Raw genomic sequence first — 26,451 nt, 5'->3', positions numbered from 1 at the left:
AAAGCACGTCAACAAGAATGATCTACTGAAGCCTTACCTTTCAGATAATCTAAATGAAGCCTTTAATCCTTGCCACTACACTTTTATGCGAAGCCAAATTCGTAGACAGATTAGAAAGCGCTGTGCCAACTGGATTGAACGGAAGGTGTCACGAAACAAATTGTTGAAGCAAAACTTGAAGAAACCAGTCGTTGGCACGGAGAAAATTATGGACACTGGCTTCCCGCGAAGAGTGCAGTAACTCTTAATGTCTGTTTTGGAGGCAAGTAAAAAATTTTACTTTTTTATCTATCTTTTAAATTCAGACCCACTGAAAAAGACTAAATTTAAAAGAATCCAGTTTGATATAAGCAAAACCTCCGATTCTGCGTATGTCGAACTCACTTTAAATAATCATTTTTTTGATTTGGCACTAAAGAGAAAATATCGTCTTCCCCAAAGACTTGAGTTCCTTGATATGTTTGTACAAAAAATCGTGCCCAGTAAATTGGACTTTTATCATTTCCAGTAGCTGTTGGTTTATCGTACGCGGGTATGACTGAAAAATACAGCAAGATTTTTTGTCTATAATGGAATTAGGGACTGTTGATGTTCTGTTGGCACTTTAACAAGATCACGAAAGGAAATACCAACAGCCTCTCTATAAAAAGGAGAGACCGAATGAAAATAATTCAATCTGTCTTTGTATCTTTATTACTGCTCATACTTGCTAATCAGGCTTTTTCAGAAAAAATGCTGGTTCCTGATAATTCAGAAACACCTGAATGCAAGTACAGTTATGATAATGCTCTTCAACCTAAAACAGATGAGAATGTTTTATCCGCTATGACGCAAATTTGCATAGAAAGAGGGGGCATGCATGTCTTACATAAAATATTGACTTCAGAGAGTTCTGATGAACCCACAGGAGTAATATTCACTTGTATTGGAGAAAATCCTAATTTGGTAATATTCAATTGCATGTTTTCTACGAGTTATGGAGATTTATAGTTAAAAGAGGGTGGAATAGTAGTGCAAAAGATTCTAATCTCTCTTGGTCAAGAAAAAAATCAATAACTATGTTTTCATGCAGGATCTCCATAACATAATTCTGAATGGACTCCACGGTTCTCGTCTTAGGGATTCAGTGATGGTTTTTTTCATAAAGTCGAATATGTTATTTTATAGTTTTTTACCATAAATAGAAATTTGTATGGCTATTGCTCTAATCTGGTTTCGGCAAGATTTAAGATTGACAGATAATCCTGCTTTTATCGAGGCGTGTTCTCATCATGAGGTTGTGATTCCACTTTATATTTATGATGAGAAATGCAGTATTTTAGGACGAGCCCAAGCCTGGTGGGTTCACCATAGCCTTATTGCTTTAAATAAATCTTTAAATAAACAGGGGTTAAGCCTCGTTCTTCGTAAAGGAAATCCGCTAGATATTATTTTAGAATTAGTCACACAGCATTCAGTGACGTCAGTCTATTGGAATCGCTGTTATGAACCCCAAGTTATTGAGCGTGATACAAATATTAAAACTGTTTTAGTGAAAAGTGGCACTAAAGTTCAGAGTTTCAATGGGAGTTTATTTCATGAGCCGTGGTTAATTGCAAATAAAAATGGGGATTTTTTTAAGGTTTTTACTCCTTACTGGAAACGGTGCCGACAAACCCTAACGATTCCTTCGCCTGTTACCCTAACCAAGCGCCCAGTTGGAATCGAGGTTCAAAGTGATGAGCTTGGAGAGTGGAAGTTATTACCAACCTAGATTGGGCAGTACGATTTACTGATTATTGGACTCCTGGAGAAGATGGGGCGCAGAGAAAACTTAACGAATTTATTGTGAGCCATCTTAACGAGTATAAGAAGAATCGAGATTTCCCAGCAAAAAATGCAACTTCGCAGCTATCACCTCACTTGCATTTTGGTGAAATCAGTCCTTGGGCAATTTTAAGAACACTAGAGTTGGCTAAACAGGATCCTAATTGTGATTTGGCATCTGTCGAACATTTTTTATCAGAACTAGGATGGAGAGAGTTTTCTGTCTATTTACTCTACCACTTCCCAAAACTTGATTCTGAGAATTTTAGAGGAGATTTTGACGCATTTCCTTGGCAAAATGATGAGCAGTTATTAAAATATTGGCAAAAAGGAATGACTGGTTATCCTATCATTGATGCCGGAATGAGAGAATTATGGGCTACTGGCTATATGCATAACAGGGTTCGCATGATTACTGCATCATTTCTTGTTAAGAATTTACTGATTGATTGGCGTTTGGGAGCGCAGTGGTTTTTAGATACTTTGGTTGATGCGGACTTGGCAAATAACAGTGCGAGTTGGCAATGGGTGGCAGGATGTGGGGCAGATGCCGCACCTTATTTTCGAATTTTCAATCCTATTTTACAAAGCCAAAAATTTGATCCAGATGGAGACTATATCCGTCAATGGATCCCTGAACTTGCGCGATTAAATAGTCAGTCAATACATCAACCTTGGGCAGATATTGATGTTAATCCGATTTATTCGAGAAAAAAATACCCAACCCCTATAATTAATCATTACGAAGCCAGAGCTAGAGCCTTGAGTATCTACAGGCAATTTAAAAGTAAGCAGCAACGGTCTTGAATTTTTATTTCAAGGCACAAATTGGGTATTTTGAGCCAACAATTAAGGCTTCTTATTACATAAATCAGAATCATTTTGGAGAATAATCTTAATCTTACCGAATCTTGGCCTAGCTAAGGAATTTTTCAGGCTCATCAAGGCAGCCTATGCTTACTTTTATACATAAAAACAAATAATTTTAAAAAACACTCGAAACAATTAGACAAAATGGTGTAAAATTAGTCAGAATTTAATAGGGTAGGACATTCTTTGGAATCGGTTAATATTGAAAAAAATATACAGGAACTGGAAACTCGAGTTTCGATAATTGAGAAAATTATTGGTGATGTATCACCAGCCTCAGAAAGACCATCGAAGTTAATAAAAAACAAAAAAACAGTTAACAGAACAAAGCAAACACCTAAGCCCATGTCAGGTAATTGGTTAGGATTTGTTGCTTCAGTTTGTTTTATTCTTGCTGCTGGTTTCATTGTTAAATTATCAATAGAGTCCGGTTGGCTAACTCATGAAAAACAACTTGGAGTTGCTACCTTGTTTGGAATGGCATTATTCGGTGCTGGGATTGTTATCTCTAGTGCAGATAGAACATATGCTTGTTTTTTACCCGCAGCTGGAGCTATAGTGCTGTATTTTACTGGCTTTGCTGCATATCAATATTACCTTCTTATTTCATTTCAGACTGTCATTGCTATTACCACTATCGTTTCAGGAATTTCTATTTGGTTTTATTTGCGGTTTAAGCATGATATTTATGCAATCATAGCTGCTTTGGGAGCCTATATTGCTCCAATTGTTTCAGGTGTTGAAAATAACACTATATTTTCTTTATATTATTTTACGATTTGCTCATTAAATTTTGCAACCCTTGCTATTTGGGTGGAGTCACGTACATTAACTATGATTTCAGCTTATTTAGCGATATCAATAACAGCAGTGATTGGATTGAAACTCCATCAAGATGTGTTAATTGCTACAATACTTGCTATTAACTTTCTTATCTATTCAATTGGCACGCTGTTTCATACTCGGTTAACGAAGCAAGAACTCACGGAGAAGGAGTCCTGGAGCCTTTTCCCAGTGTTACTTATTTTCTATTCAATGGAATATTACTATCTCAGCCGTATTGATCAGACTCTGGCTTCATGTGTTTCTCTAGCTGCTGCAGCTCTTTTAGTGGGGCTGTATAATTCAGCTAAAAAATGGCTCCCTGAACGTAATTTTAAGAGTCGCAATGTCATATTAACTTTTGTAACCCTGGTTTGTTTCCATTCCATTTATCTTGGTCTTTTGCCACTAAGTTTAAAACCATGGTTATTTGCAATAATTGTTTTTGGGTATACCTTCTCACAAACAAAAATAAGCTCAATTGAATGGAGCATTACTCTCTCAATCCCAATCGTAGGGCTTTCTGCTATTTTGGGGATTGAATACTTAAGTATATTAGGTCACTTGATTACTGGTTGGGAGTTCTCTTGGTCTGTAGTGGCTTGGGTCTCATTTGCTAGCATATGGTTTCTATTCATACAAAATCGCAGGAAATTGGCTCAAAAGGAAGAATATTGCTATGTTTTATTGGCAGCGGCACATCTTCTTGCAATCATGAGCCTTTATCAACTGGCTAATGAATATGGAACTTTGGCAGTATCTGCTTCCTGGCTTGCCTATGCGCTTATCATACTGCAGATTTCGACACAGAGAAACGATGTATTTATTGCAAAATCAGTTCTCATTGTTTTATTTTTCTCTGCAGGTAAAGCTTTACTTTACGATGCGTCATCAACACCGACAATGATTCGAGCATTGTCTCTAACTCTTACTGGTGTTGTTTTATATGCTTCAGGGCTTGTAATTAGGAAAAAAACGAATTGGAAAGGTAAGAGGGATTATACTCAAAGCGCTAAAATGGAATGATAATCAATCCAATCGCAGATTAAAATAGAAAGTGGGAATGCAGTGAAGCTTTGTGCGGGGCAATTTTTTAAAAGCAGTTCTCCGCCCCCCGCTGACAAGCAGTGGGGTGTAGGCAGAGATGTGATCAAGAGACAGCCTGAAGCTGGGGCTTGGGGAGCAATGGAACGGCCAACCGACTTAAGGATTATTAGGATCTCTTAGTGACCTTAATTTGCTATCTTTTACTTCATCAGGCATCGAGAATGAATATCGACCAAGCATATTAAAATGTGCTTTTGCGAATGGTGATAGTCTCACTTCATCCTCTTCATTAACGGGAAAGATATAGTACTTTAGCTGATCTAGCGCTGCATCCATATAAATAGTGTTCCAATGAACTAAAACATTAAGCACTAATCCTAGTGCCTCTAATTGATCTTCTTGTCCTTCGCGATAGCGTTGGTGAAGTTCTCCTCTTTTTCCGCGAAAAACAGGGCGTGTCACTATGCCTTCCCTCTGTTAAATTCAGTTGTAATAAAGTGCTACGTCGACACGATTCATCATGAATATAGTTAAGAAGAAATAAAATAGTTTTATCACAATCATTGAACTATTCAATTTCCCTTTGTAAGGCAAGGTATTATATAGTGACTCATGTCTTAGGGATACATAAACGCCAGAAAATATATGAAAAAAATATTAATACTTCTAATGCTATTGCTTAGCCTACGTGCTTACTCAAATTCACATACCGGTATGTTTCGCTGCTTCGGTATATCTTATTCAACGACAGAGGTCACATGTGAGTCCCCGCATTATTTTATTAAAGACCTCGGCAAGAACATATATGTGACCGAGTCTCCAGATGTGATGCAAGCGATCTGTCAGCAATTTGGAGACGGTCTTTATCTGAACTACAAAACAACTACAATTAGCTTTTTATCAAGTCTCTCCGATGGTCAACCAGATATCAAAGAAAGCCAACCAATAATAATAACAATAACGTGTAATTACCATCGCTGACATCATATCGGGTGATAAGGGAACTAAAAATAGTAATCTACCAAATTGGGTTAAATTACAGATCTGAGGCAAAAGCGAATTAGAATCAAAAATAGGTTAAAATTGATTTTATCTGTAAAAATTAAATCTAAATTGAATGAATAATCAGCTAAAATAGAATTTTTAAATTACTATTTAACTAAAAATTGTTTAATAAGCCAAATATCGCAAAAAATGCACTGTAATTCGCTTTCGCCTCAGATCTGTAATTTAACCCAAACGCCATCAATAAAAAAACTTAAACGAAAAAAGAAATTTAAGCGTTATAGTCACCCGACTCCTGGTGATCGTATTCAAATAGATACCTGTAAAATAGCGCCAGGAATTTATCAATATACTGCTGTTGATTGGGGTGTACTAGAGATTTATAAACGTGGTACAGCGACAAATACACTACATTTTTTAGACTTGGCTCAATTCGCTGATATATTTCATATTTGCATCCTTGTTTAGACGAAATGATTGTATTAAATACATTTAAAATCAGCAAGTTATTTATTAATTACACTTGCTTTTCTATTTCATCCAGGGATTTTTTGTTCCGTACAAAGCAGTGAAGAAGGGCTACTTGCTTTTTAATATTTTCTTAATCTAGTTTCAATATAATACTGTTTTATTATTTTTGTGCCATTTATTGTAAGTTGAACTATGAAAAGAAAGAGAGAATTAAATAAGTATGAACAACACTATTATAAAGAAGTTGGCAAGAAAGTTGTTCTTATAGAAGATGAGGATGAGCAAAGAAAAATTGATAAATTTATGGAAAGGCACTCAACCACGCCCTCCTATACAGCACGTGAATCAGGTTATTCGGCTTATATGTTCAATGGAAGAGGAGTGCAAGTAAATACTTCCATGGTGGAAAAACAAAAAATAGACCGAGATCATTATCTTATTTCAAGAGCTGCTAAAGCTCCTGCCTTACCTGTTTCTTGTATAGCTTCAGCAGAGCATGTCGTAGCTATGCAGGATGAAGTGACAGATTTTAAGTCAGAATTTGAACCAAAAGCCAAACAGAACGTGATGTATCTTATTCTATTATCATGTAGTACTAAAAAGCTTAATGTCCTAAAGGAAAAAAAAGCTATTTTAAATCTCTTACAAAAATATGATGATACTTTAACTAAAGATAATATCAGTATTACTTATAATAAGAAAAAGAGTGTTTTTGAAATTAAGGTGAGTACACAAATTGCAGATATCCAATTACTTATTCGTGCGTTGACGAGCAGCACAAAATATAAAATTGTCGATTGTGATTTCGAAGAGATAGATTTAAATCAGGGAGTTTGTCTAGTTAAGAAAGATGCATCTAATCCAATTCATGCTTTGGTTAATATTGTAAACTCTGATTCTGAAAAAGGATTTCTTGAGAGAGATGCTGGTACAACGACAGGAATGCTTACTGAGACCTATCAAGATCGTAATTGGACATTTAATTTTTTTACCAGTTTAGACGATATGCGAGAGAAAACTAAATATCCTGAAAGCACGCTGGCTATAAAAATTTTTAATGCAAGTTAAACCAGAACAAAAGCAAAGTCGAACGGGTATTATGTTTCTGAAGTGAAGAATTTATTAATTTATTTTAAATGATGTGTGCTTAGGCCAATTTTATCTCAATACTCACAGAGGCACCTTTAGGGTTTATTAATTATAGGCGTTCCTTTATACCACTTGCCCAGCCGCCCACCCGGAAGACCATGCCCATTGGAAATTGTAGCCACCGAGCCATCCCGTAACATCCAAAGCTTCTCCAATGAAATAAAGGTTTTGTATTTTGTTTGCTTCCATAGTTTTTGATGAAATTTCATTACAATCGACTCCTCCTATCGTAACTTCTGCGGTACGATAACCCTCCGTGCCGTTAGGCTTCACCACCCAATTATGAAATAAATGGGCAATGATTTCCAAGTCTTTATTAGAACTGTCAGCCAGTTTTTTTTCACCCAATTTTGAAGGGATAAAGACTTCTATAACTCGTTTCGGCAAGTATATTGATAATATTGAATTTAATTGTTTATGTGGCGTCTCAACTCGAGCTGTTTTTAAGAGATCTAGGAGATTTTGTTCTGGTAATAAATTGATACAAATATTTTCACCTGGATACCAATAAGAGGATAGTTGTAAGATGGCTGGTCCGCTTAGTCCTCTATGAGTAAACAAGAGATGTTCTCGAAATTGTTTTCTTTCATTATAAACAAGACTGTCAACACCTATTCCTGATAGAATGGACAACCGTTCTTTCTCAATCACATCCAAAGTAAAAGGCACAAGTCCTGCTCTAGTTGGCCATAGATTAATGCCAAATTGCTCTGCGATTTTATACGCAAAAGGGCTGGCTCCCATAGTTGGGATGGATAACCCCCCACTGGCAATAACTACAGAATGGCAGCGAAATTTTCCTTTCGTAGTATTGATCTTGAAGGAATGATCATGGGTTCTTTGTACGGTTTCTATTACTGTATTTAAAAGAATTGATGCCCCGTTTTGATCACATTCTTTAAGTAACATATCAACGATATCTTTTGACTTATTATCACAAAATAATTGCCCTAACGTTTTTTCATGAAAGGGAATTTTATGTTTATTAACAAGTTCTATGAAGTCCCACTGGGTATAACGTGATAATGCCGATTTAAAAAAGTGGGGGTTATGGGAAAAATATTTGTCGGGCTCAATATAATAATTGGTAAAATTACAGCGGCCTCCTCCTGACATTAATATTTTCTTCCCTGCCTTATTAGCATGATCCAGCACAAGTACTTTTCTTTTGCGCTTACTTGCCTCAATGGCGCACATTAAGCCCGCGGCACCAGCTCCAATGATAATGACATCAATTTCTTGCATAAAGAATAATAGGTTATATACCAAAATTTCTAAGGTATATGGGGTCATTTGATTTAAAAGAGCACACTATAAACTAAAATAATGAAGATTAACAATCGGCTTTGATCGATTCTTTTCATATTATATTAAGATACTCAATTCTGATTGCATCCCTTAGCTATTTCGGGCAATATCCATTTTTTTAGATTATGGAAGATCATGTCCAAAACTAAAGCATATTTGTTCTTAAAATATTCTTTTTTCCTTTTTTCTCTGCCTTCTCAATTAATTTATGCAGAAACTGAACAGGCAAAATTTCCGGGAATTTCAAAATACGGCTATGCGATAGCAAGTCAAGATGGATTTGGATTCATTTCAAATGACAACCAAAACAAATTGTTTTTGCATGGTCTTTTGCAATTTGACCAGGATGCTTTTTTTAATGTGAGAGGACTAACCATTAATAATGGAGTATCCAGCGCTTCGATGATTAACCAAAATACCGTGGATCGCTTTTGGATGAGGCGTATCCGTCCGATTTTAAATGGTACTTTTTGGGAGTATAACGACTTTTTATTGACTCCCGATTTTGGACAAGGTCAAACGCGGGTTTTTGATACCATTATTGATTTACATTATTTTAAACAATTCAGTTTTAGAATTGGTAAACAAAAAAGTCTACTCGCAGGTTTTGACCGATTAAGAAGCAGCGCTACAAATAATACAGTGGAACGGGGATATGCGACGATGATGGCTCCGAATAGGCAATACGGTTTTGTATGGTATGGTACTCTTGGGCCTCAGCGAGAAGGTAGCCAATCTTTTCCTTACCAATACAAATATATTCGATTCAATGACTGGATTTCCTATGACCTAGGAGTACTCACGGGTACTTTTGATAATACGAACCCTGGATTAAATCCTGTTTCGCCTACAACGTTCAATTCAGAAGTAGCCACTTTGACTAATAAGGTACTAGAGGCTCGATTGTTTACCAATTTGTTCTTAAACAGTTCATGGCAAGTATTAAAAAATTTAGGCGTCGGGGTTGCAGGTAGTACGGAGAACGTTAACAATCAAAGTAATCCTCCCGCTATGGTTTCTGTAGGGCAAAATACGATTTTCTTTTATCAGCCTATGGTGAATGGAAATGGTTTAAGAACCAGGATACATCCTCAAGCTTTCTGGTTTCTAGGGCCTTTCGGAATGTTTGGGGAGTGGACGCAAACCCATCAAACATTAACCAACGGCCTTGTTTTTCCTAACTCGAATGTTCAATCAATAGGCTTGACTAACCAAGCAGCAGAAGTGCAAATGGTTTACAATTTGACACAAGAATCATTTGATTTTGGTTCACTAAATCCGAATCGCAATTTAAATCCTCGTGTCAGAGGGAACTATGGAGCTTTTCAATTGGTAGCCAGGTGGTCACAACTGGTGATGGATGGGAATATTTTTAATTATTTTACAACATCGGGTGGGCAGACGATCTACACTTTTTCTGACCCCAGATTATCTATTCAAAAAGCCAATACCTGGGGAATAGGCATCAATTGGTTTCTAAATAAAAATGTAGTCATCATGACGGAATATGATCAAACGAGGTTTGTTGGGGGTTGTTCAACGGGCGCATTAAATGCTCCAGTAACACCTGGATGTTTAACTGCTGGAAGTTATGCCACTGCCTGGACGAGTCAAGTTTTAAATCGCCCTAATGAAAAGGTCATTATGCAACGTTTCCAATTAGTATTCTAAAAATTGATGCTATAGCTGCATCAAGTTTAATCGAAGTTTATAGGAGTCATTTGTGCTGAGGTTTTCTTGCAGGAATTCCTCAGATTTTATTGGATGATTTGTTGCTCATGCTGTGATATTATTAACTTAATTGAGTTATAAAATAACTACAATCTCTTGTCATTTCATGCTAATAAATTCTTCAAAAATTTGAAGGGGTGGTAAATACTGAGGAGGTCCTTATGTTGGATGTAGATAACAGCGGCAAAGGCAATTGTATGTATTATGCCTACAGTATCTCATTAATGTATTACCTACGGGCTAAAAACGATAGCAAAACTACGGAAGATATTTTTAATAAATTAAAATTGAATGAAGATCAAAAAAAATCTTTGCGCACGCTGCTATCTCAGGAACCTCATAATCCTTTTAGTAAACATGAAATTAAATCTATTATTGAACCGGTGTTAGGAAGGGCAACCAGGAATTTGGCTGGAGAGCGGACTGTGGAAGAGTTTAATGCTAATCCCTATGCTACTCCTTTGTTTACTGCAGCAAAATATGGTTTGGAACATTATTTTAAGCAATCTTTGCAATCTAATGGTTCTGAGTTAGCAAATTTTATTGATCATGGCTTTACAGATCCAGACTATACAGAAGCCGAAATTTATCGGGTTGCAGGTATGGAATCGGCGATGGAAAAATTTGCTGCGGCAAGATTACCTGTAATAGTACAAGAATTTAATAAACAATGGGCTGAAAAAGAAAAAAAATTTGAGGGAAAGGCCTTCTCTAAAAGCGATATTCAATTTCATAAGTCGATTCTATTAGATGATATTATGAGCGAAGAAATCGTAGAGTTTTTTTCGGCAAATGATAGCAAATATCTTAATGACTATAAAAAGCATTTGCAGAAAGAGTATGTATGGGGGACTGAAGAAACACTGATGACGCTGCATCGTGGGATTCAAGGGGAAAGGATGGAGCGCAACAAACAAGGAACTATTGATACTTTTCATGATACAGCGATTGTGCTTCATATTCACAGAGATGGGAGTAGTCCTTTTTTTCAGTCAGGCACCCCTGAAATGATTCTTAATAATTGTTCTAATGTTCATTGGACATCTAAGATTCCTGATTCAGTATTTTCTCCAAGGCCTCCAGTGGTTTCTGTCAAGAAGCCACCGGAGGAAAAGATTGTTGAACAGCCTTTAGAAAAGACTATTGTTGAACACAATTCACCTCTTGAAGATGAAGAGAGCTATCCGCCGCAACAACAAATGATTTCGAGTGATCTCCCCCAGGAAGTGAGTGTTAAAGAGGATAAATTATTCAAAATATTAGATGATATGAAAGTAGCTTGCGACAATATACCAACGGATCACAGAGAATTTAATATAATAGAAGAATTGATTAACAATCTTGAAACACAAATTGGTATCATTGCTAGTAAACAACACCTAGAGAAAAAGGAAATGGCTGTTGACAGAGCACTTAACTTTATTTCGAGTGCTTCACCAAAATTAGGGGAGTATCAAAGTTGGGGTACGCTATTTAAAAATTTTCTCTCATCCTTACTGGACTGTATCCCATCTTTTTTAGGAGGTAATCAAATACGATCCGGATTGACGAAATTAGGGATATACAAAGAGGACAGGCGTCCTGAGATTTTTCGCGCTATTGAGCGAGTCAGTAATAAAATATTGGATGCTATTAATGAACAAACAAAATCAATAGAAGAAAATGAGGAGTCTATTGAAGAGGCCCGGGAGATTCCTTGTCCAATCCGTTGCCTGGTATGTAGAAAGGTAGGTCCATCCAAAAAAGATCAGACCTACTCGCGGAGCTAATTATGTTGATCTAGCACCCTGCTCCTGACATAAGTACTGCCGGTATGAGGAAGTCTTGATTCACTGTATATGTTTTATTGGGCACAATCTCTACCCAGTTTGTGAGCATGTCAGGCTCTGGTTTTTCTGATGACCATACCATTACCCTGAAATATTGAGCATGATTTGGTGAGATTAGTTGGATTTGCCCTTTTTGGGGGAGTATTACTAAAGAGCTCAAGTCTAATCTTGAACCACCAATGATGTTTTTATTAGCTTTTTGGGTATCTTCCGCTGTAAAGGCCCACTGCACAGCAATTGTGCCTAATTTCCCTTTTTCTGGATAACTAGTCTCATTATTAAGCACAATATGATCCGCTAAAGCAGCGGAAGTCATGGAATATAAGTAAAAATAAACTAAGATCTTTTTCATTATATCTCCTAATGATTATTGAATAATTTTACCTTCTTGCGGAATGCAAGTCGCATTTTCATTGATCTTTGGAGTTGTTAGGGGGAATTTACCTTCAGAACAAAGTGTAATTGTTTTCCCGTGGTCTTTGAATGTTTCTTTAGGGATGTGTACAGCGACATTTTTAATGACATTAACTGCTTCAGGGATATCAAAATTGCCTACCATACTTAAAAATTGATAACTTTCTTGGGGAGAGAACCCTTGAGTACGCACTAAAAAATCAATTGCATTCTTAGAGGCCATTTGCATGGCTTCAAACAGATCCTCATTCAAACCCATCACAATCCATTCCTTAGAATTTTCGATAATTGGCCAGGTAAATAAGCTGCTGCCATTTCTTTTGGTTTTATCAAATACGCCTTCAGCTTTCAGATCTTTTCGTACAATAAATTGCAGAGTGATCCCTTCATAAGAGGTCTCAAGCGCTGTGACGTCAATTTCACCATTGCTTTGCATGGCGTGTGAATCACCTGTCCAGACCAAAGCCCCTTTTTGAAAAACAGGTAAATAAAGAATGGAACCTGCCTGTAAGCTCGGTTGATCTAAATTACCTCCAAAAGGGCCTGGTGGGACTGAGTTGAATTGTCCTGGGGCAGGTTGGCCCATACGAGTTTCTAAATTGACAGGCCATCCATCCGGCCAATCAAGAGGTGGAGCTACAGCAATAATTCCTGGAAACGGCTTGAGGTGTAAACATATGCCCTTAGTGAATTCAGTCGTATTACTTTCTTTATTATATTTGAAGTACATGATTCTTGGTTTGGTAAATTCTGATAAAATCCCTTGGGTAGGACTTAAAAAATTATACCCAAAATCATTTAGTTTGATATCTAATATACGAATCTCAAGCACATCTCCTGGTTCGGCTTCTTCAATGTAAACCGGTCCAGTCAGACTATGCATACCACGCCTTTTTTGAATGTCATATTTTATATAGAATTTTGCAAGTTCGGCAGGAGTCGTCTTATTAAAGACCATTTCGTGCAAGCAGCTGTTCCAGGTTTCGAGAGACACCGAATCCCCAGAGTGAACCTTAACAACAGGTGGTTTATTCAGTGTGAAAAGGCCTAGTGTTACTGTGTCTTTTGTTGCAGGGACACTGTAAGTATCTGCCGAAACAGTAGAAAAAAATAAGGTTGATATCAGTAAAGAGATAGTTTGGATTTTATTTAGCATTTATAGTCCTTTAAAATGGCTAATGCGGATGTTTAAAATGGAGTGCATCGCAACTAATAGGTTTAATATGGATTTCATAAAAATTCAAGTCCGTTGCGTCTTGTCTTCCATTTATACATAGGCTGCACCAATGTTTGCTTAGGAACAATTGCCAACACCTATTCTGTTGAAAATAAAATTAAGGCAGTCAGTGCGAAGATCATTCCTAGTCCTTGCTTTAAGCTTAATTCTTGTTTGAGAAAAATCATACAGAAAAGTAAAGTAATCATAGGATACATGGAAGTGACTAATACTACTGGCATAGTAGGGCCATTACGTAAAGCCAAAATAAAAAAAATACAGGCAATCCCATTGGCCAAACCATTTAATAATCCATAGGCACTGCCTTTAACAGAAAGCTCAGGTTTAAAACCTAATAGAATCAATGCAATAATTCCAGAGATTAAAACGCCTATGCTTGAATAAAAAGTGATTGAAAGAGGATTAATGAAATTAGAAGCTCTTGTCCCCCAATATCCCCACGCGCCATAAAGAATTAATGCAGCTAAAGAAGGAAGGTACCAAGCACTAAAATTCATAATTCTATCTTATCATGCAAATTGTTTCAGGTTTGCACAGGATAACCGTTCATTAGCTAAAATAATACTGTTTATTATTAAAAATTTTATTTTGTACCAAGATAGTCTTTATAGTCGAAAGAAAGCAACCATACCTGTTTCGTAATATGGGTTACATTATACTAAACAGAAGTTAGACACTATTTTGACTTGACCTGCATTTTGTGAATTTATTCCAGAAAATCATAGCTTGCTTTTTGATAGGTATTCAAAAAATTATCTTGAACAACTACCGCCTTGTTATTAATGGCTTGAATTGTTTCTGATTTATTAAGTACACCGGTTTTAAATTGCCAACCTTTTGGAAGTTTGAGTTTTGTACCTAGCTGTTGGAGGCTGGTTATTGTTTGAGGATATTTTTGAGCACTATAAGATTGCATTACAAAAACCTGCCCAGAAGGATCAATCAGCTCAAAAACAGGTTTACCTGCTTGATACACCCAAGTTGTTTTGCGATCTACTTCATGGGTTTTATAAGGTCTATTTTTAAATAAATCCATTAGACTAAGGTGCAATACACCAGCTTCTCGCATGGGAATTCCACTAATTGTCTTAATAGTAGGATTAATCAAAGAGGTATTTTTAAATCCATCAATCACCCAATATCGCGGTCCATTAAGATGAACAAAAGAAGAACCGGTTTCTTTTTTTACTGCAGAAATAGAAACCTTGCTCCATAATTGCTCTGGGCAATCATTTAACCCCCATGTATTATAAACGGCATAAGTTGATATGGACTTGGATAAGATAATCTCACAATATCGTTTGCTGCGTATGTTGGATGTCTCTGCTCCATGAGAAATTTGCGGCATAAAAAATAAAACGAATAGAAATATAGAAATCCCAAGTGAAAAAGGATGTGAAGCTCGTAAATTACGCATTATTACCTCCTTATAATCTTAAAAAATTGGTCCCTCGGAAATAGTCCAATAGTCATTGATGGTTTTAAATGTTTCTACAACTTGTTTATAGTCAGTTGGCTTCACAATATATCCTACAATACAGCGATCGTACGCTTTAATTTTTTCTCCTATTTGATAGGAGGTTGTAAAAATGATGATTGGGATATTTCTATAGAGTTTATCTTTTTTAATAATATCCAAAAATTCCATTCCATTCATTCTTGGCATATTTAAATCTAAAATAATAAGACAGGGTCTCTCATTTTCTTTGAGATATTTTAATGCTTCTTCTCCATTTTCCTGGATAATCAACTCATTTTTTATTTTTAGCTGATTAAATGCTCTTTCGACGGACATTTGATCAATTTTATCATCTTCTATAAGTAGAATAGGTTTTGTAGAGTACACGTTATCCCTCACTCAGTTTTCTTTTATTTAAAGTAAAATAAAAAATTGTTCCTTTACCAACCGTTGATTTAAACCAAATTTTTCCTTGATAAAGATCAACAATTTTTTTAGCGAGTGTAAGTCCGACACCAGTAGAATCATTGTTTTCTTTATCCCCTAGTGTTTGAAATAACTCAAACACTTTATCTTTATATTTTTCATCAATGCCAATTCCATTATCTTTGACAAAAAATTCCCATTCCTTAGGATGCTCAACTGCCCCGATTTCAATTTTTCCCTGTGCTTTATCATTATATTTGATGGCATTGCTAATTAAATTTTGAAAAAGTTGATAAATATGGATTTAGGCAGCATAAATAACGGGCAGCTTTCTCTGAATGCTAATTTGAATAGGCTTAGAGGGCATCAAGATTGTTTTAATTTCACCAATCATATGATTTAAATCTATTTTTTCAGGCTCTTCTTTCGTTTTTCCTATCCTTGAATATTGTAAAATGCCATCAATCAGCGCTTGCAGCTGTTTGACTCGGCTGGCTAGTAATTCAAAATATTGTTTACCTTTTTGATCTAATTTTTGCTGATATTCTTCAATGACCCATTCAGAAATGGTCGCTATTCCTCTTAAAGGGGCTTTCAAGTCATGGGATACCACATATGCAAAGCGCTCAAGTTCTGCATTACTTTCTTTGATAGTCTCTTCTGCCTGTTTGCGCTCAGTAATATCAATCACCGAGGCTAAAACAAAAATTCCTGATTCCGTCTCTAAAGGGTTTAAACCAATTTCTACTGGGAATTCTGTACCGTCGCTTCTTAATCCATACAAATCACGACCAGTTCCCATGGCTCGTGTTTGTGGTTTCATAATATAGGCTTTACGATAATTCGGATGATTTTCACGAAATCGTTCGGGGACTAGCACTTCTACTTTTTGTCCAGTAAGGTCTTCTTTTTTATACTTGAACATTTTAAGAATTTGTTCATTGGCTAATTCAATCTCCCCTATGTTATTTACCATTAAAATACCTGTCGGTGTCGATTCAATAGCCAAGCGAAATTTTTCTTGCTCTTTTTTTCTCTCAGTTATATCTACTACAGATGCCAAAACATAACTACTGTCCTCAGTGATTAATGGATTTAAACCAATTTCGACTGGAAACTCGGAACCATCCTTTCTTTGACCAAAAAGATCCCGTCCCACCCCCATAAGCCTTGTTTTTGGTCTTTAAAAAAATCTTTGCGATAATGAGGATGGTTTTGGCGAAAACGTTCCGGGACGAGCATCTCAACAGGTTTGTCTAAAAGTTCATCTCTAGTATATCCAAACATGCGCTCCAGTTGTTCATTTACGAGTTTTATATCACCTGCGGCATTGATCATGAGCATGCCATTAGGGGCTGATTCTACAGCTAATTCAAATTTCTTTTGCTCTGTAGTAACAAAAGGGATTTCTCTTGCAATAGAGGCTGCGCCAATGATTTTTCCAGAATCATCTTTAATGGGTGAAATAGAAATAGAAACTTTGATCTCAGTTCCATCTCTTCGTAAGCGAATGGTAGAGAAATGCTTAATTGACTCGCCATCCCTAATTTTTTTTAAAAATTGTTGAGGTTCTCCTCTTCTATCAGGAGGAATAATATAGTCAATAGGCAGACCAACAATTTCTTTTGCTTTGAAACCATATAGTTTTTCAGCACCTTTGTTCCAGGATAAAATTGTGCCGTCAAGGTCCTTCCCGATAATAGCATCATTGCTTGATTCAACAATTGCAGCATATAACGCATCATTTTCTCTTGTTTTTCTATTGATTAACATGATTTAGTTACAATGAATTTTGCTTCCTTTATATAGGTATATCACATTTTCTGATGGTCCAGACAGCAAAAGAGACCTCTTTTGTTAAAAAACCAAGGAGGAAAAATAAATATTTCAACGAAGAGTGCCGTGCCTGTCGTATTTTCTCCCCCTGAATCTAAAAAATCCCACTCCTCCTATTGCCTCAATGAAAGGCTTAATATTGTCTTAATGTTGTTATAGTAATATTCAAGCCAATAATTAATATTGTTCAATTTGTTTGCGTGTTGAGAAACATGAAAAACCCTATTTTTATTAGAGAAAGGGCAACATTTCATCAAGCGTTCAAAGCAAGAAATAATAAAATGTCTATAAATCCCAATAAAAGAATAGATCGCTTTTTAAATTAAGCGATTTTTTTATTATCAACGAGGTGTGTTCAATGAAAAAATTTTTTGATAAATCCATTTTACAACCTAAGTCTATAATATTTGATTCAGTAGAAGTAACAATTGATCCTGCGTCAAAGAGAATGAGTATTACTGATACTGATTTGCGCACTAAATTGACTTATACTTTGTGGATGGATCTTGCGACGCGCAATCCTGAGTTAATGATGAAATCAATACCAGTGCCAAGAGGTACCGTTGGACTTTTCCAGCTCACGATGACAGGTGAAGAAAATGTTCGTAGTGTTATAGAATTGATGCTTGCCTCTAATAATGAAAGGCATCAAAATCTTGCTAAACAAATAAAAATTTTGCTACAGCCTGAGCCAGTAATAAAGCCTGATTCAGTAGTAGCAACAGTTATTCCTGTAGCAAATATAATGAGTGTTCTTGATACCGATTTAAAAGGCGGTGATAAATTCACTTATCTTTTATGGATGGATCTTGCATCGCGTAATCCTCAGGTAATGATGCAATCAATACCTGTTCCAAAAGGTTCCGAAGGGTGTTTTCAATTCACAGTGATAGGTAAAGAGAATATTCTTAATGTGATAAAGTTGATGTTAACCTCTAATAATGCAAAATATCAAACCTTTGCTGAGGAAATTATGGATCGATATTCATTCTATTTCGATGGAAATCAAAAGAGCATACGGCCTTAGAAGTACTGTAAGGATGAGTTCACAATAAAAGCTTTGGTCAGGTCCGATAGGGGCCAGACCAACTGGTAGAGATGATTCTGGGTGTGCTTTTCAGCCAGGAACAAATGCTTCTTATTGATTGTTGACTGTTTTTGAATCGAAGAGTTATTTCCTAATTTCTTCAAATTATCCTGTGAAAGCATGGTATACAGTGATATTTCCTAGAATATTACAAAAGGTTCCAATGGCTTTTATTATTATTTGCTAAACTTATGAAGTAAATAATGTATTTGTATTTTCCTCACAATCGCTGTCAAAGATAAATTATTTTAAAATTACTCACAAGGAAGGAGAGCCTATAAATGAGAAAATTTTATGCATTAACGATTTGTCTCATCCTTTTCAGTTATAGGGTCATAAGTTATGCGGATGAACAAACTTGCAATGATCGATATGATTATTGTATGACCCCTTGCAACAATCAGTATGATAAATGCACTCGAGATAATGAAGCAGCTTATTGCAAGGATCAATATCAACCTTGCATTCTGGAATGCAGTAATACTCGAGATAATTGCTTATCTCAGGCGGTAGTAAAAAGGCAAGAATAATAAGTTGTTGATTAGCGATAAATGAAACACTTACTCTCTCTGCATTCCAGTTGATTGATCTGTAATTATTTTTTCAAATCCCCTTGAACCTTTTGTGAAGATAAGTTAATTATCAGGCTGGACTCTAAGTACCTATAGAGTATTGTTGATGTACAAAAGGATTGCCGCTATGAAGATAAATTCCGCCAAAAGAAAATCGCAGAAATCTGATCCTAAAGAGAACAGAGCCTTATCGTTTCAATTGGTGCAAGATGCGCAACCAGATCGCACTTACTATCTAAGAAGTGCTATATCTGGAATAGACAATTTTTTTTCTACACGTGTAAAGGAACTTTATAATACTCTAGTCCTGACATTTTCTTTAGACTCTATGGATTGGAGCAGTTTTAGAAAATATATTTGGCCTGCAATATCCTCTGGGGCTGCATTGGTTCTTGGTGATTATCTAACCCAACACATGAGCGAATATCAAACAGGGAGTCCTGAATATGATTTTATTTTTAAATTTCTTTTTGGCGCGGCTGTATTAGGATATTGCGCTTTAAATCGTATTACTGATAAGAAATTTAACTCTCAAGTTGAGTTGTCTGCTGCTGTAGCCAGCGAAATTACGGCAATTACTTATATGTATAGTTCAGTTTTTAAAGGCACGACTTTTTTATTAAATGGTAGTGTTTCTAATGAGTATTCGTTAATCGCCGGACTAGGAACTAGTGCGTTGGTTATTCCGAGCGGGATTTCTTATCTAACCCAAAAAGCACAAGAGTTCTTAGTCCGAATGCAATACAACAGAGGTGCTCAACGTTCAGATACAGCAGTTATCTCCAGCGGGCTTACATCTATATCCAATCTGTATTTTCAAATCAACCACTTTATTGCTAGCGAACTCATGGTTAGCTCTCGTGCTTTTCAATTGGGGTTAATTTCTCACAATATTCGCTATGCTGATAGAATAATGCAGAAATTTCGTAATTTGCCGGCCTTATTAGCTGATTTGGCGCCATCCACTATCAAGAAGATGCGTATTCAACAAGAAAAACTTGAGCATGATTACGAGTATAATCATAAGACACATCAGGTTTTAAGATTTACATCTAATGGCTCGATATTTATTAGTGTCCCAAGATACCAATTACGTACAGGAGATTTGGTTTATTGTGACGAAAGCATCGATTTAGGTTGTGTGCCGGTTTCCGGAGAGTTAGTTGCTTTACAGCGTGATTTGCAAGGACATTTTACTCAAATACTGGAACGAAAAAAATTTAGTGTTAACCTAAAAGCGCAAAACGGAGAAGATGTTTGGATAGAGCACCAAACCAAGATTGGTTTTACTTCAGACTATAAAAAAGTGGATTTGCATGCGGTTAGAGACGGTAAACAGGCAGGGGTGTTGATAGGCGATAAATTAGATTTATATGGTAATGACAATGTTTTTATTCAAATTAAACCAGAGAAAGAGCTTTTATTAAGCAGTAACTATGAGAAAAAAGCAGTTATTAATGAGATTATAGCCGAACGTAAACAAAGAAGTGTTTTGTATTCTATTTTAGGCTCCATTGTTATGGCTGCCTTTTTACAAAGAGACATTACTTTAATGCCTTCAGAAACTCTCAGGCTAATGTTCACTCTCTTCCAAACGATGATTCCTTTTTCTGAAGCTTTTTTACGGGAAACTGTGAATAGCCGTTTGGTGAAAAAATTAAATAGTAACCTTGGCGATCAACCTTTAGGGACCATAGATGCTCTTCGTGTGGTTGATTTATGTAATGCACTGGGTGGTTATTATCATGACCGATTTCCGAATGGTGTCGCAATTATTTCGGACAAAACCGGGACTCTTACAACTACCAGAATGGATGTTTTAGGACTATGGACTGTTGGAATGCCCACTGAAGTACAGCAGCTGTTAAAAGAAAAAGAAGGCCTGCTTCTACCGCCAGAACCGCAATGGCATGAGTCTTTTGAGGTATTTTGCAATGCATTCACTAACAATAGAAAAGAACTGGAACCTGAAGAACATGCTATCTTGGGATTATTTCAATCTTTATTAGATAATCAACAGTGTTTGCAAGTGACAACTCTTGGTAATAATCATTTTAAAAAAACTATTACCCTTAAAGAAAGCGAGAAAGAAGTTGAAACTTTTCATTTAGGTTTATATCGTACGTTTGGAGGTCGCCTTACTTTGGTTCAAGAAGGTCAGGATTCCTATCTTGTTTTTTGTGGCGTGCCTAAGCAAGATGCCTTTAAAGAGACTCCTTTATTACAAGCTTATACGACTATGAGCAGTCGTACAGCAGTACTCTCTCGCGATTGGTGTTTAGCCAGAGGAAAACTCTGCGAACAAGAATTCGTAACTTTGAAGGAATTATTTAGTAAAGATGATAAACAGGGGATTGAAAATTTTATTTTAGAAAACCCTTTTTTACTTAAAGATTTGAAGTATTACGGTACTTTTATTATTGATAATCCGGTAAAAAAAGGCGCAGAAAAATTTATCTCTCAATGCCGAGAAGTCGCTGTTCCAGTTTTTGTCGCGACTGGTGATACCACTAAAGCAGCAGAAAATATTGCTAAAGTATTATGTCCTGGAAACGCAAAAAGCATCTTTACCATACGTGCTGAGCAGGTCAATGAAAATGATCTTGAATTTTTTAATGAAGAACATTATCCAGTAGATTCTACAGTGATATTTTCAGGTATCAATAACACGATATTAGCAAGATTTCAAAAACTGATGGACAGAGATGTGGCAAAACGTCCTGTGGTTATTTTTGCTGAAATGAGTACTGAAGGAAAAGGCATTCTGGCTCGTTATCTCAAGGATCATCATTACTTTGTAGTCGCTAACGGCGATGGTACTAATGACGTCATGATGATGAAAAGTTCTAATGCGGTGATAGCTCATCATTCTGAAGACGGTTCTTTTGCCCCTGGAGTGAATGCTTTATCCAATATTAGCGAAGAACAGTTAAGAAGATTATTTGGCTCTCAAAAAACCTTTTATGAACTTTTTGATATTAATCTTCCCAAAAGCCTGTTTATGCAGCAATTCGCTGCATTAGCAAACTCACAGGAAAAGCCAACAGAGGCTTTAGCAATTAAAGCAGTAAAATCGACTTTTGATTGGGCTAAAGCGATGGGGGCAGATGTTACGGAAATGAATCAGCAACATTGGTATAGCGTGATTTTTGATTTGTTATGGTTATGGATTGCATTTTATGAGATAAATGAAAGCTCTGATTTACCCATGGATAATAGGAATATCAATGCTTCAAGACTGGTTTCCAATACTTTGGGGATTGCTTTAACAATAGCTGTTTTTCAGTCATTGGCCAATTATGCTTTGTTTAATGAGTCTACCAATTTAACCAGTATGATTATGATGTTGTGTCTTTTGCCTTTGATTCTAAGAAGTATTTTTTCAGGTTTTAAAATGGTTCAGAATAATTTGTATCCCCAGCCGGTAATAACAGAAGTTGAAGGAGTTGAAGAGGTTGAAGCGAACTCTAACAAATCACTCTTAAGTTATTTTGGATCCTTTTTTTCACGTAAACCAGTGGGGCGATTAGAAGGTTTAAATAATGCTCCTAAGTTACAGTAGGTAAATTGTTCGGAACCTTGGATTTAACAGAATCCTTAATTAATTCTTAATATTTTTCTGTTAAAATAATACAATTTGTTTGTGAATTAGTGATTATGTATTATGGTATATCGTCCAAGCGAGTATATTACTCCTTCTTTTGATCAAGTCAAGGATAACAAATATAAAAAATTTGTGCGGGAAATTACTGGGAATCCAGAAAATTTACGACCACAGCCTTTTGAAGAAAAATTAAGGGCTTTTTATCCTGCCCGTGAGATTACAACTCCTGCCTCAGTCAATAGTCTCCCAGACTTATTAAAAACCAATTTTATTGTAGGAGAAAATCACTGTGATCGGGCTCCTAAAAATTTTTTAATCCAAAATATGGCTAAATTAAAGGAAGCGGGTTATACCACATTATTTTTGGAGCATTGGTATTATGATGATCAACTGGAAATGGATGATTACGACCCTGCCTCTTTAAGCAAATCAGAAGTGAATCAAAGAATAGAAGGTCGATTGACTACGTTAGACACAGGGTTTGGGATTCTCTCCGATCGAACTCAAAATCATGATAATGGTTGTCGGTGTCAAACATGTCATTATCTGGCTGGAAATAATTTTTTGGAATTAGTAAAAGCGGCTAAACAGTGTGGTATACGTGTAGTTGGAATTGATACGGAATACACTTATTCTGAACAATATGACAAAGAACATATGGAGTATGCTTACGGGGGTCCTACAGCAATCACTCAGGATAGTTTCCGCCTAAAAAGTATGAATTATACTGCTACTAAAATTATAGAAAATGAAATGAAAGAACGTCCTGGGAAGTGGTTTGCATTAATTGGGTATTGTCATTGCTATTCGTCAGAAGATTTTTCCGGTGTTCCTCAATTAACAGGAGCAAAAACGGTACTTGTAGAATCAGAAAAAAGCTTGGAGCAAGTAAAAATTGAGTTTAATGGGATTAATTGTATTCGTGAAAGAAAAACATTCTGGAAATATAATAATGAAATGCGAATAATAAATATTCCTTATCAGGTAAAGATTGAGGCACCTGAAAATCACTCATTACCTGTTATTGAAGAAGTAGTACAGGTTAAGTCCCAAGAAACTCAACCAGAAGTTACAATTGAGAAAAAAGAAGAGAGAGAGAAATTAGTTCAAGAATTTCAAAAGCGCTGTGAAACTCAAATCAAGCGTCTCGACTCTCTCCCTAAAATATTCAACAATCCTTATGCTATGGAGAAAAAAAGGATCTTGGAATCAGCTAAAGAAGTATTAGACAATGAAGAACTGAGCTTTAGCGATCGGTTTTCAACGTTCCGTGAATTTATTGACAACAATAGAGCCACTTTAACAAAGCCCCATAGCACTATCCCAAAAGATATTATGAAAGGTTTACTGGTATTTGTTGCTTCTCTTTTTTTTATTGTTCCTGGGGTTTTTCTTGGGGTGCGCTTTTTTAGCCCAAATCGAATGACTACCACGGAAGAACAGATAGTAAAACCTTTAAGCCAGTTGGCAGGATGATATATATTGTAGCTATATTATCTTGGAGCTATATAACCATTCTGGATACCTTTTTTGGAGAAAACGATCTGCCATAATTGTAGCATCCTCGCTTCAAACGCGCCTGCACAGCTGAGTAAATAGTAATTCCACATGCGAAAAAATTTTTCATTATAATGGGATTTAATTTGATCCCATCCGCGGTTGAAATTCTCATGCCAAGCCATCAGGGTTTTGTAATAATCAGCGCCAAAATTGTGCCAGTCCTCCATAACTAATAATTTTTCAGATGCTTTACCAATTTGCATAATAGATGGAACCATTCCATTAGGAAAAATGTATTTTGAGATCCACGGCATTGCTTTTGTGGCACTTTCATTCGAGCCAATAGTATGTAATAAGAATAATCCCTCGTCATTTAAGCACTTATGAACAATCTCCATATATTTACGGTAATTCTTATAGCCAACATGCTCAAACATGCCTAAAGACACTATTCTATCGAATTTTTCATCCAAATCCCGGTAATCAGAAAAACGAATTTCAATGGGCAAATTCTTACAGCGAATTTTGGCTAACTCATATTGCTGCTGAGATATAGTGATTCCAATCACGGATACTCCATAATTTTCAGCAGCATATTTTGCCAAGCTACCCCAGCCGCATCCTATGTCCAGCAATCTCATGTTGGGTTTTAGATGGAGTTTTTCACAAGTGAGTTTAAGTTTGTCAAGTTGGGCTTGCTCCAGATTGGTAGCGGTTTTCCAATACCCACAAGTGTAGTTCATATTGTGATCAAGCATTATTTGAAATAAATCGTTTCCAACATCATAATGTTGTTTACCGACCTGTAGAGATCGTCTTCTGGTTTGCAAATTAAATAATTTGGATAAAAATATTTTAAATGCGAACTTTAAATTGATTTTAATTTTGGATTCAAGGTTTGCTTTAATCAGTTTTGAAATAAAGAGATCAATTCGTTTGCAATCCCACCAACCGTCCATATAACTTTCACCCAAACCTAGATCCGCATCACGTAATACGCGGTAATAAAACTGATCATTATAGATTTGAATATCCCAAGGAGTTTGTCCATTAATGTTAACATTTGCTATCTGAAACAGGTTGTTGACAAACATTTTTGCTGAGCTATTTTCCATGCCCATATGAAATTCCTTTCCCTTAATGACAATACTTTTATCTAGTTATACAGTAATTAAAACGGTTTATCTTTAAATTTTCAAGTAATTAGGATTATGATATACCTTTGTTCATTGAATTGATCTTGGGAATGGAAAAGAAAGCTATTCAGTATTGTAGGAGCGCTTTGCTTTTATCTGAGATATTAAGCATAATGCTCATTTTTTATAATGGAGATGATGATGCCTGGCTTTCTACCTTCCTGGATTGCAAACCCGCTGACTAATTTTTTCGGTAACCGTATTGATTTTTCTAATTTTGGTCGTACCACTCAAGAACAAGGTATAACCAATTATTCTTCTCGCCAATTGTTAGATAGGGCTTATATTTGGGGAGGGATTATAATAGGTGGTGCAGCGGGCTATTTTTTAAGACAGCAATTACATGAAGAGGCTAGTTCTGCTGCTCTTGCACTTTATCTGGCAGCTGGGGTAACAACCGGGTTTCTCATTACACATGGCCAAGTCAGTAGCGCAAGAATCAGGCATAGGCAAAATTTGATAGACGAAGCTAACAATTTAAAAGCGACTATTGCCGATAAATTAACGGTGTATTTAGATAAATTGGATGAAGCTGACAAAAAAGATGTGAAAATAGCTATCGAAACAGTAATTGATAAAATTAGTCATCTGTCATTGAGTAATACAGATCGTTCTAATGCAACACTGACTTTAGTGAAACGCAAAACTGGACTCTCGAATCTATTGGAAAAAATCGAACAAGACATCCTTGCGATTGATACCGATAGTTCTCGAAAAGAAGACGCTGTCAAATTTTGGCAACAAGAGAGCAGAGAATTAATCAAGCAAATGATTTCAGGAGAAACGAGTAATCAACCTGGTGTGACTACTCTTAGGTTTTAACCTTCGCGCTCATTTAAATGTCCTCGCCCCTTTGGGCTGAATCTTCTACACCTCTCTGGAAACCCAGTCCAGCTCTACCCTTCGATGTCCCGCTGCCTGTCAGCGGGATCTATGGCTGTGCTAAAAAACTGGGCCCCGCAAACAAGCAGCGGGTGTAGGCAGAGATGTAATCAAGAGACAGCCCTTTGGAGGGAGGATTTCCCTGACTATAGGCCAAAGTAAAAATTGATAGTAAAATATATGGTAACCGTTCACGCCTC

20 protein-coding genes and 4 pseudogenes are annotated in these 26,451 nt (G+C 36.2%); 13 read left to right on the top strand and 11 right to left on the bottom strand.

Translation table 11 applies throughout. The annotated features are described in order from the left end of the window. From OK13_RS14860 to OK13_RS09540, 4 genes and pseudogenes are all read left to right on the top strand, one after another. A pseudogene (locus OK13_RS14860) lies at window positions 1-241 on the top strand (hypothetical protein); the annotation flags it as partial. Window positions 242-660: 419 nt separating this feature from the next. Next, the gene (locus OK13_RS09550) at window positions 661-990 is read left to right on the top strand and encodes a hypothetical protein (RefSeq protein ID WP_035890503.1); all 330 of its coding nucleotides are present in this window, start codon (window positions 661-663) and stop codon (window positions 988-990) included. Window positions 991-1,192: 202 nt separating this feature from the next. Next, window positions 1,193-2,613 (top strand): annotated as a pseudogene (locus OK13_RS09545) (cryptochrome/photolyase family protein). A 249-nt stretch (window positions 2,614-2,862) separates the two neighbouring features. Then, window positions 2,863-4,524 carry a DUF2339 domain-containing protein gene (locus OK13_RS09540; protein WP_035890501.1) on the top strand — a complete coding sequence of 554 codons (1,662 nt, stop codon included), beginning with the start codon at window positions 2,863-2,865 and terminating at the stop codon, window positions 4,522-4,524. Between the two features lie 177 nt (window positions 4,525-4,701). Here the strand turns inward: OK13_RS09540 and OK13_RS09535 are convergent. Further along, window positions 4,702-5,101 (bottom strand): annotated as a pseudogene (locus OK13_RS09535) (Tn3 family transposase); the annotation flags it as partial. Window positions 5,102-5,823: 722 nt separating this feature from the next. Here OK13_RS09535 and OK13_RS15360 point away from each other — a divergent pair. After that, window positions 5,824-5,973 (top strand): annotated as a pseudogene (locus OK13_RS15360) (IS481 family transposase); the annotation flags it as partial. A 240-nt stretch (window positions 5,974-6,213) separates the two neighbouring features. Then, on the top strand, window positions 6,214-7,089 hold the full coding sequence (locus OK13_RS09530) for a hypothetical protein (RefSeq protein ID WP_035890498.1): 876 nt from the start codon (window positions 6,214-6,216) through the stop codon (window positions 7,087-7,089). 144 nt (window positions 7,090-7,233) lie between these two features. On the opposite strand, the gene OK13_RS09525 is transcribed toward OK13_RS09530, so the two are convergent. Further along, a complete protein-coding gene (locus OK13_RS09525) occupies window positions 7,234-8,415 on the bottom strand; it encodes a BaiN/RdsA family NAD(P)/FAD-dependent oxidoreductase (protein WP_035890496.1) in 1,182 nt (393 codons plus the stop codon). A 198-nt stretch (window positions 8,416-8,613) separates the two neighbouring features. Between OK13_RS09525 and OK13_RS09520 the strand changes: the two genes are divergently transcribed. Together OK13_RS09520 and OK13_RS09515 are read left to right on the top strand one after the other, a co-directional pair. After that, window positions 8,614-10,149 (top strand): porin, encoded by a 1,536-nt coding sequence (locus OK13_RS09520; protein WP_035890494.1) that lies wholly within the window; start codon window positions 8,614-8,616, stop codon window positions 10,147-10,149. A gap of 221 nt (window positions 10,150-10,370) precedes the next feature. Next, window positions 10,371-11,978 (top strand): hypothetical protein, encoded by a 1,608-nt coding sequence (locus OK13_RS09515; protein ID WP_052117645.1) that lies wholly within the window; start codon window positions 10,371-10,373, stop codon window positions 11,976-11,978. 10 nt (window positions 11,979-11,988) lie between these two features. On the opposite strand, the gene OK13_RS09510 is transcribed toward OK13_RS09515, so the two are convergent. From OK13_RS09510 to OK13_RS09480, 8 genes are all read right to left on the bottom strand, one after another. Further along, entirely contained in the window at window positions 11,989-12,390 is a 402-nt protein-coding gene (locus tag OK13_RS09510; protein ID WP_035890491.1) for a hypothetical protein, read from the bottom strand. 15 nt (window positions 12,391-12,405) lie between these two features. Beyond that, entirely contained in the window at window positions 12,406-13,608 is a 1,203-nt protein-coding gene (locus OK13_RS09505; RefSeq protein WP_035890489.1) for an acetamidase/formamidase family protein, read from the bottom strand. Window positions 13,609-13,766: 158 nt separating this feature from the next. After that, entirely contained in the window at window positions 13,767-14,186 is a 420-nt protein-coding gene (locus tag OK13_RS09500; protein ID WP_035890488.1) for an EamA family transporter, read from the bottom strand. Between the two features lie 209 nt (window positions 14,187-14,395). Beyond that, a complete protein-coding gene (locus tag OK13_RS09495) occupies window positions 14,396-15,106 on the bottom strand; it encodes a hypothetical protein (protein ID WP_052117643.1) in 711 nt (236 codons plus the stop codon). Between the two features lie 18 nt (window positions 15,107-15,124). After that, complete coding sequence (locus tag OK13_RS09490) at window positions 15,125-15,535, bottom strand: response regulator (RefSeq protein WP_035890485.1); 411 nt, start codon at window positions 15,533-15,535, stop codon at window positions 15,125-15,127. A 1-nt stretch (window position 15,536) separates the two neighbouring features. Further along, complete coding sequence (locus OK13_RS14190) at window positions 15,537-15,872, bottom strand: sensor histidine kinase (RefSeq protein WP_277619292.1); 336 nt, start codon at window positions 15,870-15,872, stop codon at window positions 15,537-15,539. Between the two features lie 6 nt (window positions 15,873-15,878). Continuing rightward, window positions 15,879-16,733 (bottom strand): PAS domain-containing sensor histidine kinase, encoded by an 855-nt coding sequence (locus OK13_RS09485; protein ID WP_052117640.1) that lies wholly within the window; start codon window positions 16,731-16,733, stop codon window positions 15,879-15,881. Then, a complete protein-coding gene (locus OK13_RS09480; RefSeq protein ID WP_035890483.1) occupies window positions 16,670-17,347 on the bottom strand; it encodes a PAS domain-containing protein in 678 nt (225 codons plus the stop codon). The genes OK13_RS09485 and OK13_RS09480 overlap by 64 nt, the downstream gene beginning before the upstream one ends. A 421-nt stretch (window positions 17,348-17,768) precedes the next feature. On the opposite strand from OK13_RS09480, the gene OK13_RS09475 reads away from it, so the two are divergent. From OK13_RS09475 to OK13_RS09460, 4 genes are all read left to right on the top strand, one after another. Further along, window positions 17,769-18,437 carry a hypothetical protein gene (locus OK13_RS09475; protein WP_035890480.1) on the top strand — a complete coding sequence of 223 codons (669 nt, stop codon included), beginning with the start codon at window positions 17,769-17,771 and terminating at the stop codon, window positions 18,435-18,437. A 341-nt stretch (window positions 18,438-18,778) separates the two neighbouring features. Continuing rightward, window positions 18,779-19,027, top strand: a complete 249-nt coding sequence (locus OK13_RS09470) for a hypothetical protein (protein ID WP_035890478.1) — start codon at window positions 18,779-18,781, stop codon at window positions 19,025-19,027. A 169-nt stretch (window positions 19,028-19,196) separates the two neighbouring features. After that, window positions 19,197-22,631 carry an HAD family hydrolase gene (locus tag OK13_RS09465; RefSeq protein ID WP_035890477.1) on the top strand — a complete coding sequence of 1,145 codons (3,435 nt, stop codon included), beginning with the start codon at window positions 19,197-19,199 and terminating at the stop codon, window positions 22,629-22,631. Window positions 22,632-22,733: 102 nt separating this feature from the next. Next, the gene (locus OK13_RS09460) at window positions 22,734-24,149 is read left to right on the top strand and encodes a membrane-targeted effector domain-containing toxin (protein WP_052117638.1); all 1,416 of its coding nucleotides are present in this window, start codon (window positions 22,734-22,736) and stop codon (window positions 24,147-24,149) included. Between the two features lie 17 nt (window positions 24,150-24,166). Here OK13_RS09460 and cfa read toward each other — a convergent pair whose 3' ends face one another. Next, window positions 24,167-25,288 carry a cyclopropane fatty acyl phospholipid synthase gene (gene cfa, locus OK13_RS09455; protein WP_035890507.1) on the bottom strand — a complete coding sequence of 374 codons (1,122 nt, stop codon included), beginning with the start codon at window positions 25,286-25,288 and terminating at the stop codon, window positions 24,167-24,169. A 222-nt stretch (window positions 25,289-25,510) separates the two neighbouring features. On the opposite strand from cfa, the gene OK13_RS09450 reads away from it, so the two are divergent. After that, complete coding sequence (locus OK13_RS09450; protein ID WP_035890476.1) at window positions 25,511-26,191, top strand: hypothetical protein; 681 nt, start codon at window positions 25,511-25,513, stop codon at window positions 26,189-26,191. Window positions 26,192-26,451 lie beyond the last annotated feature (260 nt).

This window comes from Legionella norrlandica (assembly GCF_000770585.1).
Taxonomy (GTDB): domain Bacteria; phylum Pseudomonadota; class Gammaproteobacteria; order Legionellales; family Legionellaceae; genus Legionella; species Legionella norrlandica.
The sequence above is the reverse complement of the archived record's forward strand: the minus strand, read 5'-3'. Positions and strand labels throughout refer to the sequence as shown.

Excerpts from the sequence above, each read along its gene's own strand:
- OK13_RS09550 (WP_035890503.1), top strand. The coding sequence starts at position 661 with ATGAAAATAATTCAATCTGTCTTTGTATCTTTATTACTGCTCATACTT.
- OK13_RS09530 (WP_035890498.1), top strand. The coding sequence starts at position 6,214 with ATGAAAAGAAAGAGAGAATTAAATAAGTATGAACAACACTATTATAAA.
- OK13_RS09525 (WP_035890496.1), bottom strand. The coding sequence starts at position 8,415 with ATGCAAGAAATTGATGTCATTATCATTGGAGCTGGTGCCGCGGGCTTA.
- OK13_RS09520 (WP_035890494.1), top strand. The coding sequence starts at position 8,614 with ATGTCCAAAACTAAAGCATATTTGTTCTTAAAATATTCTTTTTTCCTT.
- OK13_RS09515 (WP_052117645.1), top strand. The coding sequence starts at position 10,371 with ATGTTGGATGTAGATAACAGCGGCAAAGGCAATTGTATGTATTATGCC.
- OK13_RS09510 (WP_035890491.1), bottom strand. The coding sequence starts at position 12,390 with ATGAAAAAGATCTTAGTTTATTTTTACTTATATTCCATGACTTCCGCT.
- OK13_RS09505 (WP_035890489.1), bottom strand. The coding sequence starts at position 13,608 with ATGCTAAATAAAATCCAAACTATCTCTTTACTGATATCAACCTTATTT.
- OK13_RS09500 (WP_035890488.1), bottom strand. The coding sequence starts at position 14,186 with ATGAATTTTAGTGCTTGGTACCTTCCTTCTTTAGCTGCATTAATTCTT.
- OK13_RS09495 (WP_052117643.1), bottom strand. The coding sequence starts at position 15,106 with ATGCGTAATTTACGAGCTTCACATCCTTTTTCACTTGGGATTTCTATA.
- OK13_RS09480 (WP_035890483.1), bottom strand. The coding sequence starts at position 17,347 with ATGTTAATCAATAGAAAAACAAGAGAAAATGATGCGTTATATGCTGCA.
- OK13_RS09475 (WP_035890480.1), top strand. The coding sequence starts at position 17,769 with ATGAAAAAATTTTTTGATAAATCCATTTTACAACCTAAGTCTATAATA.
- OK13_RS09470 (WP_035890478.1), top strand. The coding sequence starts at position 18,779 with ATGAGAAAATTTTATGCATTAACGATTTGTCTCATCCTTTTCAGTTAT.
- OK13_RS09465 (WP_035890477.1), top strand. The coding sequence starts at position 19,197 with ATGAAGATAAATTCCGCCAAAAGAAAATCGCAGAAATCTGATCCTAAA.
- OK13_RS09460 (WP_052117638.1), top strand. The coding sequence starts at position 22,734 with ATGGTATATCGTCCAAGCGAGTATATTACTCCTTCTTTTGATCAAGTC.
- cfa (WP_035890507.1), bottom strand. The coding sequence starts at position 25,288 with ATGGAAAATAGCTCAGCAAAAATGTTTGTCAACAACCTGTTTCAGATA.
- OK13_RS09450 (WP_035890476.1), top strand. The coding sequence starts at position 25,511 with ATGCCTGGCTTTCTACCTTCCTGGATTGCAAACCCGCTGACTAATTTT.